10 protein-coding genes are annotated in these 11,660 nt (G+C 41.0%); 3 read left to right on the forward strand and 7 right to left on the reverse strand.

The window, feature by feature from the left end:
- Positions 1 to 5: 5 nt before the first annotated feature.
- From mraY to mraZ, 7 genes are read right to left on the reverse strand one after another with little or no spacing between them, the layout of a single operon-like run.
- The gene (mraY, locus tag ACSHXM_RS12300) at positions 6 to 1,088 is read right to left on the reverse strand and encodes a phospho-N-acetylmuramoyl-pentapeptide-transferase (RefSeq protein ID WP_435689067.1); all 1,083 of its coding nucleotides are present in this window, start codon (positions 1,086 to 1,088) and stop codon (positions 6 to 8) included.
- Entirely contained in the window at positions 1,082 to 2,500 is a 1,419-nt protein-coding gene (locus ACSHXM_RS12305) for a UDP-N-acetylmuramoyl-tripeptide--D-alanyl-D-alanine ligase (RefSeq protein ID WP_435689068.1), read from the reverse strand. Before ACSHXM_RS12305 ends, mraY begins: the two co-directional genes overlap by 7 nt.
- Positions 2,497 to 4,065, reverse strand: coding sequence for a UDP-N-acetylmuramoyl-L-alanyl-D-glutamate--2,6-diaminopimelate ligase (murE, locus tag ACSHXM_RS12310; protein WP_435689069.1), 1,569 nt, complete (start codon positions 4,063 to 4,065; stop codon positions 2,497 to 2,499). The genes ACSHXM_RS12305 and murE overlap by 4 nt, the downstream gene beginning before the upstream one ends.
- Positions 4,055 to 5,905: a peptidoglycan D,D-transpeptidase FtsI family protein gene (locus ACSHXM_RS12315; RefSeq protein WP_435689070.1), complete on the reverse strand. Its 1,851-nt coding sequence runs from the start codon at positions 5,903 to 5,905 to the stop codon at positions 4,055 to 4,057. Before ACSHXM_RS12315 ends, murE begins: the two co-directional genes overlap by 11 nt.
- The gene (ftsL, locus tag ACSHXM_RS12320; protein WP_435689071.1) at positions 5,902 to 6,222 is read right to left on the reverse strand and encodes a cell division protein FtsL; all 321 of its coding nucleotides are present in this window, start codon (positions 6,220 to 6,222) and stop codon (positions 5,902 to 5,904) included. Before ftsL ends, ACSHXM_RS12315 begins: the two co-directional genes overlap by 4 nt.
- Positions 6,219 to 7,154 (reverse strand): 16S rRNA (cytosine(1402)-N(4))-methyltransferase RsmH, encoded by a 936-nt coding sequence (gene rsmH / locus ACSHXM_RS12325; protein ID WP_435689072.1) that lies wholly within the window; start codon positions 7,152 to 7,154, stop codon positions 6,219 to 6,221. Before rsmH ends, ftsL begins: the two co-directional genes overlap by 4 nt.
- The gene (gene mraZ, locus ACSHXM_RS12330) at positions 7,154 to 7,612 is read right to left on the reverse strand and encodes a division/cell wall cluster transcriptional repressor MraZ (protein ID WP_235312503.1); all 459 of its coding nucleotides are present in this window, start codon (positions 7,610 to 7,612) and stop codon (positions 7,154 to 7,156) included. Before mraZ ends, rsmH begins: the two co-directional genes overlap by 1 nt.
- A 553-nt stretch (positions 7,613 to 8,165) precedes the next feature.
- Here mraZ and ACSHXM_RS12335 point away from each other — a divergent pair.
- The 3 genes from ACSHXM_RS12335 to ACSHXM_RS12345 all read left to right on the forward strand — a co-directional run bounded on the left by ACSHXM_RS12335 (position 8,166) and on the right by ACSHXM_RS12345 (position 11,461).
- On the forward strand, positions 8,166 to 9,104 hold the full coding sequence (locus ACSHXM_RS12335) for an SMP-30/gluconolactonase/LRE family protein (RefSeq protein WP_435689073.1): 939 nt from the start codon (positions 8,166 to 8,168) through the stop codon (positions 9,102 to 9,104).
- Positions 9,104 to 10,159 carry an aldose epimerase family protein gene (locus tag ACSHXM_RS12340; RefSeq protein ID WP_435689074.1) on the forward strand — a complete coding sequence of 352 codons (1,056 nt, stop codon included), beginning with the start codon at positions 9,104 to 9,106 and terminating at the stop codon, positions 10,157 to 10,159. The genes ACSHXM_RS12335 and ACSHXM_RS12340 overlap by 1 nt, the downstream gene beginning before the upstream one ends.
- Before the next feature lie 441 nt (positions 10,160 to 10,600).
- Positions 10,601 to 11,461 (forward strand): hypothetical protein, encoded by an 861-nt coding sequence (locus ACSHXM_RS12345; protein ID WP_435689075.1) that lies wholly within the window; start codon positions 10,601 to 10,603, stop codon positions 11,459 to 11,461.
- Positions 11,462 to 11,660 lie beyond the last annotated feature (199 nt).

The following is an 11,660-nucleotide window of genomic DNA, read 5'->3' on the forward strand; positions in this document are numbered from 1 at the left end:
TTCTCTTATCTTAGTTTTAAGGTGGCTAATCCGATTAGGACTAGTATTAAAGATATAATCCAAAACCTCACTATCACTCTAGGCTCTGGCCAACCTTTTAATTCATAATGGTGATGGATAGGTGCCATTCTAAATATACGTTTTCCTCGCAGCTTGAATGACCCGACTTGTAAAATGACCGATAGAGTTTCTGCAACAAATAACCCGCCCATGATAAATAGAACGATTTCTTGTCTAATTAACACGGCTAAAATACCTAGGGTACCGCCAAGGGCTAAAGAGCCCACATCGCCCATAAAAACTTGTGCTGGATAAGTGTTGAACCATAAAAACCCTAACCCTGCGCCAACCATTGCGGTACATACCACAACTAATTCACTAGTTAACGGTAGATGAGGAATGTTTAAATAAGCAGAAAAATTCACATGGCCAGTGGCATAAGCAAAAATAGCAAAGGCGCCAGCGACCAAAATTGTGGGCACTATGGCTAAACCATCAAGACCATCGGTTAGATTTACCGCATTACTTGTTCCAACAATCACAAAATATGTCACGACAATAAAAAACATACCTAATTGCGGCATCACTTCTTTAAAGAAAGGCACCAATAAAGCTGTTTCAGCAGGATTTTGTTGAGCTGAATAAAGATACAAGGCTACGCCGATTGCTACCACTGACTGCCAAAAATACTTCCAACGAGCAATTAAACCTCTGGCATCTTTACGAATAACTTTACGATAATCATCGATAAAACCAATGATGCCGTAACTCACTAATACAAAAAGGGTTACCCAAACATAGCGATTCGTAAGGTCCGCCCACATCAAAACACTCGTCACAATAGCTGCCAAAATTAGCAAACCACCCATGGTGGGCGTGCCAGATTTTGCTAAATGAGATTCGGGTCCGTCATCTCGAACCGTTTGTCCGATCTGCATTCTTTGTAACCAAACAATCATCTTAGGACCAATAATCATGGCCATAGCTAACGCGGTTAACGTACTTAAAATAGCGCGCAGGGTAATATACGAAAATACTCGGAAACCAGTATCAAACTGTTGTAGCCAGTCGGCTAGCCACATTAACATGCAATGCGCTCCCTATTTCGTTCAAGCTTTCCCAATGGAGATACCTCCAATGCATCAACGACCAGCTCCATCCGTGCACTTCTCGAACCTTTAACAAGAATACTAATGTCACATTTTTCAAAAATGACATTTTCATTTAAAAAGGCAATCATCAAAGATAGGTCGCTAAAATGCTTACCATTTTGTTCAAAAACGGCACTGGCACTTTGGCTTAATACCCCTAGACTATACAATTCATCAATGCCTTTTTGTTTGGCATATTCACCCACTTTTTCATGGTAATAACGGGCTTTTTCGCCTAGTTCAGCCATATCTCCTAAGAGCAATATTTTTCGTCCGGCGAAACTAGACAACAAATCAATCGCCGCATTTACCGAGGCAACATTTGCATTGTAAGTGTCATCAATAATTTTCACTTGATTAGTTAACTGTTTTACTTGCAATCGTCCAGATACATGAGGCATTAAACGTAAACCTTCTTGCACATCGCTTAGACTGGCTCCTACCTCTAATGCCAACGATGCTGCAACCACCGCATTACTTACGTTGTGTATACCTGGTAATGGCAAGCTAATACCAATTCGACCACTTGGTGTGACTAAATCAAATTGAGCACATCCATCTAAACCTAGGGTAATATCTTCGGCAAATACATCCGCACTTTTCTCTGATGAAAAAGTTTGAACCTTGTTGTATTTAAGTTTACCTAACCAATAATCCGCAAACTGGCTATCAGCGTTAACTATGGCTAAACCTCTATCTGGCCCCTTTTCTGTTAACCCTTTAAATATTTCGCTTTTCGCTCTGGCAACACCTAACAAACTGCCAAACCCTTCTAAATGTGCAGCAGCAGCGTTTACTATGGTTGCCACATCAGGTTTCACTAAACTAGTGGTATAGGCAATTTCACCTAAATGGTTGGCTCCCATTTCAATGACAGCAAATTCGTGATGTCTTTCTAAACGTAATAATGTCATGGGGACACCCAAATCATTATTGAAATTACCTTTTGTGGCTAACACCTTGCCGCGACGAGACAAAATAGCGGCGGTCATTTCTTTAACGGTTGTTTTTCCGCTACTACCGGTAATACCTATGGTTTTGGGTGCGACTTCCGCTTTCACTGCAGCACCTAAGTGTCCTAAGGCCATTTTTGTATCTTTTACTAAAATACAGGGTAAGTCCGTTTCTAATTCACAGGATACGATGAGTGCTATGGCACCTTTTTCTTTGGCTTGTTGCACAAATTTATGACCATCAAAATTTGGCCCTTCTAAGGCGAGAAAAAGATCTCCAGTATTGATACTTCTGGTATCAGTGCTCACACCAGTTACCAAAAGACTATTATCAACTTGACCTAATATCTGGCCCTGAACTTGTTCAGTTACCCAGGAAAGTGAAACCGGGATCATACTTTTTTCCCCTTTTGGAATTGTGAAACAAACAAACGTTCATCGTAAGATAAAGTTTGGTTACCTATGATTTGATATTGTTCGTGACCTTTACCAGCCACTAAAACCATGTCGCCTTCAGCACATTGACTAACGGCCAGTTGGATGGCTTTTTTGCGGTCATGTTCGACCTTGATTACATCTGGGTTTCTAAAGCCCGTTAAGATGTCGGCAACAATCTGTTTGGGATCTTCGCTACGCACATTGTCGTCGGTTAAAATCACGCTATCTGCGAATTGTTCGGCGATCTCGCCCATTAAAGAACGTTTACCTGCATCCCTATCACCACCACAACCAAACACACACACCAGCTTACCTTGGCAATGTTGTCGGGTAGCCAATAGTGCCTTTTCTAATGCATCTGGAGTGTGAGCATAATCCACCACTATGGTTGGCATTTTTGAACGGCAGAATAATTCCATACGCCCAGCTACGGGTCTCAGTTTTTGAGCGACATAAGCAATTTGCTTCAAGCTCTTGCCTAAACATAGTTGGGCACAAATTGCTGCTAACACGTTAGACACATTAAATTGGCCTAACAAAGCTAAACGTAACTCACAATCTCCCCACGAGGATTGCAATGAAAGTCTTAATCCGGAAGAGGTGTACTGCACGTTTTTGGCTACACAATATTTATGTTTTGTAGGTACAGAATCTGGTTGAAAGTTTTGTCCGAATAATACACTCGTTACTGTATTAGGAACTTGGGCAAGCCAGTTATTGTACTCGGCATCATCTCCATTAATAACAGCAAATGTTAACCCCGGTTGAGCTAGTAATTGCCTTTTTGCTGCTGCGTATTCGGCCATTGAACCGTGATAATCGAGATGGTCACGAGTTAAGTTAGTAAATACCGCCACATCAGTCTTAACAGCCTGAATTCTATTTTGAACCAATGCATGTGAAGAGGCTTCTAAAGCGACTTGAAAAGCCCCATCGCCCACAAATTCAGCTAACAAAGCCTGCATGCTAATGGCGTCTGGCGTGGTATTAATTGTGTCTTTAAGCTCTGAATTTACTGAATCGGATGAACTGGAAAACATGCCAGAGCCTAATGTACCAATTGAAGCGGCTTGTTCACCTAATAAATAAGCCAATTGGCTGGTTAACTGTACTGTGGACGTTTTTCCATTTGTGCCCGTAATGGCGATCACCGACAAAGAGTTAGCTGGGAATTGATAAAATCGCCCAGCTAATTCCGACATCGTTTGAGGCAACTGATAAAAACTAATGAGCAAACTTTGTTCACGCATTTCTAAGTGGCCATGTTCAGCTGGACTATCACATTCAAGCAGAATCACTTTTGCACCCAAACTAACTGCTTGAGGAATAAAGTCACGTCCATCACGAACATGTCCTTTAATCGCCACAAAGGCTTTATGGATAGACACATCTCGGCTGTCCAATACTAAACCACTGATCATGATATCTGGCGCATCAATAGAATAATGAGCCAATAAAGGTTTAATACTTTGATCAAAAGCTTGAGGAAATTGATTATCAATAGTCACCATATCAGCCTGCATTTTGACTCCTTACAACTTCTGTCGTTAGAGCTGTGGCTAAAGAAGGTACCGTTTTATCATCAGGGGGCACGTTTAATAGTTGCAGACTGGCAGCCATCACATCCGCAAAAACAGGTGCTGCGGTATGTCCAGCATAATAATGTTCACCTTTGGGCTCGTTAATCAAAATGACGACTGCCAATTCGGGATTAGACACAGGTGCCACACCGGCAAAAATATTCACATATTCGTCACCATATCCATTGGCTATCGCTTTACGGCTGGTACCTGTTTTACCTGCCACGCGATACCCTGGTATACGAGCTTTTTCAGCTGAACCACCTTTTTGCACCACACTTTCCATCATCTGCAGAACGTGTTGTGTGGTTTGTTGACTGATCACTCTTTCACTTTCAACGGGCTCGTCGGGCTTAATAATGCTTAAAGGGCGCTTAACACCTCCATCGCCCAATACGCTGTACATACGCGCTAGCTGCAGTGCAGTCACCGAAATACCGTAGCCAAATGATAGTGTTGATAATTCAAAATCTGACCAACGGTTACGCTCGTTAAAAATACCATTACTTTCGCCTAACAAATTGGCGCCACTGTCACTCATTAACCCCACGTTGTAGTAGGTATCTATTAGGAATTCTTTAGGTACAGAAAGTGCCAGTTTTGATGTACCCATATTGCTCGATTTACGAATAATCTCAGTCAGATCAATTTTTCCGTAGTTACGAGAATCTCGCACAATATTACCACCTAGATGCATCCAACCTGGCGAGGTGTCAATAATGGTTTCAGGGTCAGCAGAACCAAACTCTAAAGCACTTAATACCGCTAAAGGTTTTACCGAAGAGCCAGGTTCGTATGCGTCGGTTACTGCTCTATTACGAATTCTATGGGCAGAAACACCAGAACGATTATTAGGATTAAATGACGGGCTATTAACAAGGGCTAATATCTCACCTGTTTTAACGGCTACCACTATGGCTGAACCAGAAGCAGCACGGTAATATTGCACGGCTTGTTTAAGCTCTTTGTAAGCAATAGCTTGAATACGTTGATCTATAGTGAGTTGAATATCCTGCGGTTTTTCACCTTCTTTAAATTCAAGCAACTCCACCATGCGACCTTTACCATCACGACGAATCTTTCTTGAACCTTTAGAACCCGTTAACCACTTGTTATAAAGTTTTTCTACGCCCTCAATGCCAATATCATCTACATCGGTAAATCCAACGATATGTGCTGATACTTCGCCACTGGGATAATATCGTCTAGACTCGTCACGTAAATGCACACCGGCCAGCTTTAGCTGCTGAACATAGGTTGCCATAGCTGGCGAGACCTGACGTTGAATGTAAACAAACGTGTCTTCTGGGTCGTCCACTTTTTGTTTTAATGCTTCAAGGTCTTGGCCTAATATTTCTGCTAAAGCTTTCCATCTCTTCGCGTTAGCTGCCAACTTAGCAGTCAAATCAAATTCAGGATCCTTCTGAGCTTTTTCTTTTAACGCATCGATAGATTTTGCAATGGTTTTAGGGTTTGCCCAAATGGCTCTAACTGGCACACTCACAGCTAATTGCTGACCATTCCTGTCTGTAATTAAGCCTCGATGCAAAGGGTTGCTATGAGTTCGCAATGTACGACTGTCGCCACGTTTGATTAATAAATCAGGGTCAACAACTTGAATGTATACAGCCCTAGCACTTAACCCTACAAATACCAAAACGATAGCGCTTATCACTACGACAAAACGCCAATGTAACAATTCAGGCACGCTGTTAGCTTTAGCATGATTTGGCTGATTTTTTTTGTTACTTTTATTGACGTTGCGACTGGTAACTCTGCTCATTTCACCCTCACCACAATTTCTTCAGTGGGCTGGGGACGGTGCATATTGAGCTCAGTTTTGACTAAGTTTTCTATGCGATTGTGCTCACTTAATGCACTTTGTTCTAACACTAGGTTTCGCCACTCAACATCGAGCCTATCTTGCTCTTGCATAAGACGTTCAATTGCTATCGACATCTGACGATTATGGTGTGCGCTCAAGATAACTAAACCTGCACTAACCAATACCGCTAGAAACAACAAAACCCGCACAGGATGGCGGGCTAAATCAGCGAGTATAAAACTGAGCAGGTTGAAGTTAGTATTGGCTGTTTTCACAATTTTTCAGCCACCCTTAATACCGAGCTTCGCGCCCGTACATTGTCAGATAATTCATCAGCCGAAGGTTTAATCGCCTTGCCTACAGTTTTCATGGCTTTAGCTGCATCAATTTCAGCTTGCATTATGGGTAAGCCAGCAGGCACTTTTAAGCCACGACTTTGCTCTCGCATAAATCGTTTCACTAATCTGTCTTCTAATGAATGAAAACTGATCACTGCCAAACGCCCGGTCGGAGCGAGAGTATTTAAGGCAGCCTTTAAGCCGGTTTTTATTTCGTCTAACTCGCTATTGATGTAAATACGAATAGCTTGGAAACTGCGAGTAGCCGGGTGTTTATATTTGTCTTTAACAGGCACAGCTTCATCAATAATGTCTGCTAATTGAGAAGTTGTGGTGATGGGCGTGACTTGACGAGTATTTACAATGGCATGAGCAATACGTTTACCAAATTTTTCTTCGCCAAACTCTTTGATAACTTGCGTGATGTCTTGTTCTTCAGCTTTAGCTAACCACTGTGCTGCACTTAAACCTTTAGACGTATCCATACGCATATCGAGTGGACCAGAACGCATAAAACTAAAACCACGTTCAGCATCATCCAATTGTGGTGACGACACCCCTAAATCCATCAAGATGCCATCTATCTTGCCTACTAAACCTAATTCTTCAGCTACAGTTTGTAAATCTGAAAAAGCACTATGGTGAATAGAAAAACGAGAGTCATCAGCAAAAACCTCTGCCGCTTTGATTGCGGTAGGATCACGATCGATTGCAATTAAACGTCCATTTTCAGACAATTTGTTCAGGATTTGTTTTGAATGCCCTCCTCGACCAAAAGTAGCGTCTAGGTATACACCATCGGGGTTAATGTCTAAACCGTCGATTGATTCCTGTAATAAAACAGATAGGTGAGAAAATTCGTTGTCCATTAAAGTGAGAAATCCTGCAGTCGCTCGGTTAATTCAAAGTTGGCTTCTTGCTCTGTCGCCACATCTAAATCTATTTGTTGTTGCCAAACGTCTGCATCCCAGATTTCAAATTTATTGAACTGGCCTACTAACATGATTTGTTTATCTAATTTTGCGTGTTGACGTAACGGTGCGCCTAATAAAAAACGGCCATTTTTGTCCATATCACCTTCAGTAGCATGCCCTAATAACAAACGCTGCATACGACGCTCATGAGGATTCATACTAGATAAACGACTGAGTTTAAGTTCGATTTCTTCCCATTCTGGAAGTGGGTAAAGCAGCAAACAAGGCTGTTGAGTGTCAACAGTACAAACTAGTTGTCCCTGACAATCATCCAGCAGGGATTGACGGTACCGGGTAGGTATCGTAACTCGCCCTTTTATATCTAGATTAATTGCGTTAGCGCCGCGGAACATTCCCCTAACCTTTTTTATATTTTTATCTTAAGTAAGTTTTTAACTAGTATGTGCGAGTGCCAACATTTTGATCCCGTAAGATCCACTTTGTGCCACTTTTACCCACAAATGACAGTTTAGGTACCACCTGTCTATCATGTCAAGGACTAAAACAGCTGATTTGTTTTGGTTTGACGGCGTCTGTTCACTCTGAATTTTAACTAATAAGCTTGAATACGTTGTTTATCAGGACGTTAGCTAAAACACCTTAAATAAATAGCGAGCAAATAGGTTTTCAAACGATTTATTTATATGCTTAAGCAAAAACTAGAATTGAGGTAATTAAGCTTGTTTGAATTGAAACATGAATGCGGAATTACACTTTCGTTAATTACCAAACAGTACGTTTGCACAATCAGTGAGGCAAAGGTGACGTAGAGAATTCTCTAAAAATGTCCACGACCTGCCATTGTTAGGTAAATCATTAGTATAAATAGCGCAAGAGTCGTTTTATTTAACACCCAGAAAATAATATACTCATGCACAATTCGTACGTAGATGAACAGGACAGATATTGGCCAATTCTTTTGAACTCGTTCAACAATTGCCCGTAGCCAACACTTTAGGTGAAGGTGTTATTTGGGAACATAGAACACAAACCGTTTATTGGACTGACATTGAACAAAGTAAGTTATACAGCTGGAAATTTGGTCAAACCACTAGCAGCTATTTTGACTGCCCTGAACGCCTTGGCTGTTTTGGATTAACTGGAGATCCCGCTTGGTTAATTTGTGCCTTTGAATCTGGTTTTGCCTTTTTTAATCCACAAAGTGGTGAAACAAAATGGCTGCAAAAAGTCGAACTCAACTTATCTCACACTCGTTTTAACGATGGCAGAGTTGATCGCCAAGGCAGATTTTGGGCAGGTACTATGATGCAAGACGAAGGCAAAGACGACACTCAAGAAAGAGCCGCGTTATATCGTCTTAATCACAATCATCGGGTCAAAAAAATCATTAAAGACATTAAGGTTTCTAACGGTTTATGTTGGAGCCCAACCGGTGACACACTCTATTTTGCAGACTCGCCTAGCCAAACAATTCAACAAGCTCAGATGGACATAAAAACGGGAAAGATTGGCCCACTTAAAGAATTTGCGAAAACTGACAGTCATGCCTTTCCAGATGGCTCATGTGTAGACAGCGATGCATGTATTTGGAATGCCCAATGGGCAAGTAGCACAGTAAAACGCTATAGCCCAGATGGCGAATTGTTATTAACTTTAGACGTACCCTGTAAGCAGCCGACCTGTGTGACGTTTGGCGGCCCTGATTTACAACACCTCATTGTAACGTCTGCTCGAATCAATCTTTCTGAGCATACGCTTCAACAACAAGCGAGTAACGGCAACCTGTTCGTTTACCATACCCCCTTTACAGGTCTAACTGAGTCCATTTGCCTCACCCCTTTTAGCAGTTCAATTGATAGCACTTCAACTGGGAATACAGATTAATGATAACCAACAAACATTTTGGCACACTCGCAAACGGACAAACGGTTGAAGAGCACACTCTAACCAATCAGCATGGTGTTTCGGTAGATATACTGACTTTAGGCGGCATTCTTAGACGCTTCTTAGTTCCCACCAAGCCGAAAGCAACGGATATTGTTTTAGGTTTTGATACCCTTGAAGAGTATCTCGCTGATCAAAGTTACCTAGGTGCTTTAGTGGGCCGTTACGCCAATCGAATTGCACACGGAAAGTTCAGCTTGAATAATGCAGATTATCAGGTAGATGTGAATCAAGCTGGCAATTGTTTACATGGAGGCGCTAATGGATTTAATGCATATGTTTGGCAAGCTACCGTGCTGTCTGATTCAAATGAGCCTTCATTAGCGCTAGAAATGTCTAGCCCAGACGGCGACCAAGGTTTTCCGGGCAATATCAACGTCAAAGCTGTCTACACCTTAACTAAGCAAAATCGTCTAAAAATAGAGTACTTTGCTAAAAGTGATCAAGACACGGTATTTAACCCAACCAATCACGCCTATTTTAATTTAGCTGGCCAACACCATGGCTCTGTGGCCAATCAAAAAATCTCGCTAGAAGCCAGTCATTATACGCCCACCAATGCTAACGCAATTCCTACTGGCGAGATTGCTTCGGTTGAGAATACCCCGTTTGATTTTAGACAATCTACAATAATTGCCGATGCACTAGCGTTAAATCATCAACAGTTAGAATACGGTAATGGTTTAGATCACAACTTGTGTTTAGATAAGTTTACGGCAGCGCAAAAAGACGCTTTTTACGCTGGTAATGCAGCGTGCCAACAGTCTGGTTTAGAAATGAAAGTGTATACATCAATGCCTGGCATGCAGATATTCACAGCCAATCATTTTGCGGATATGCCCGGTAAAGAAGGCGCCATTTATCAAGCCCATCAAGGAGTGTGTTTCGAAAGTCAGTTTTATCCTGATACACCTAATCATACCCACTTCCCAAGCGCAGAATTAAAGGCTAATGCTGAGTTTTATTCGGTAACAGAATACGAAATCATTCTGTAAATTATTATTGTTAGCTATTTAACCTGAGCTCGGGTTAAGCCGAGCCTCTCGGTAACGCTCTTTTTGTGCCTAGCGGCGTTGGATTGTCTAGCAATAACACGTTATTACGTACGACAATTCGCCTTGCTATACACGAAAAATTTCGTCACCGAGTAACGATTAACTCAAAACGTAACCGAAGGTATATGTGTAAGTGTTTGAACTGTATATAAAATTCAATTCACAACGACACTCATTATCCCGAGTTCAGGTTATTTATTGAAATGAGAGTAGGGCTATAAGTATTTTAGCCCCAGACTTTTCTCTTTTATTGTTTTAAACTCAGGCAAGCCACACTTATTTAACCTGACAAATGATTTAAATCGAATTTTGTAAAGTTGCAATATCCAGTAAACTCCCCTAACGTCAGAGTAGAAGAAATAACAAGAGGTAACCGACTAAATGGCAATTAAACTAAAGGTGGTTATTCTTATCCATTGTTTAATTATTAATGCCACATCGCCTGCTATTGCCGAAGAGAGTATCACTGAACTCACAACCTTATTTGGAATAGACTCATACCGTGGAAAATTATTGCAACACGCATTGTCATACTCTGCGACCGACACCTATAAGTTCAAAAAACTAGATGTATCCTTGCCTACAGTTCGTGCCTATAACTTAATGGCTGAAAATGCGGGCATTGATGTCATGTCTGGTACCTCTACAGCCGTTAGAGAAAGTAAACACTTAGCGATTAAATTCCCTATTTACAAAGGATTAAACGGTTGGCGCATCCCTATCATTAATAAAAAAAATAAAGATTTGTTAGCTGATATTACCAACTCAAAGGCTTTAAAAAAATTGGTCGCAGGACAACTTTTACTGTGGACAGACACCAAAATATTACAAGCAAACGATATACCTGTTTCTACCGGCCAGTTTTATGCTTTGTTTCAAATGTTAGACAAACAAAGATTACATTACATTCCACAATCTGCATTAAACGCCAATAGAAACGTCGAGACGTACCATAACTTAAACATAATGTTAGACCCAAACCTGGTTATAAAATACCCAACAGCCGTCTATTATTATGTCAACAAAGACAATATAAAGTTAGCTGCCGACATAGAGAGCGGCCTTAATAGAGCATTAAAAGATGGCTCATTTGACCGGTTATTCAACCAATATTATGCCGCAGACTTGGCAAAATTGAATTTGGCTAAAAGAAAAATCATCACTTTACACAACCCATTTTTAGTAGAAGGCACTCCTTTGCAGAAAACTGAATTATGGCATTCAGTTGTGAGTCAGCACTAAGATACCTTTCAACAAAAAAAACAAACATAGAATTACTGTTTTAATTTAGTGTACAGGCCTTAAATTAAGGGGCTTTCAATTACATAACCCATTGAACAAAAACGCAACCATATTACTTTTATGAAATGGCTACGAAAGATAAATGGATGTTAGTTTAACTTTACCCCAACAAACAAAGAGCACTAACACTTAGACTAAC

Origin of the sequence: Paraglaciecola sp., assembly GCF_051252315.1 — a bacterium.
Taxonomy (GTDB): Bacteria; Pseudomonadota; Gammaproteobacteria; order Enterobacterales; family Alteromonadaceae; genus Paraglaciecola.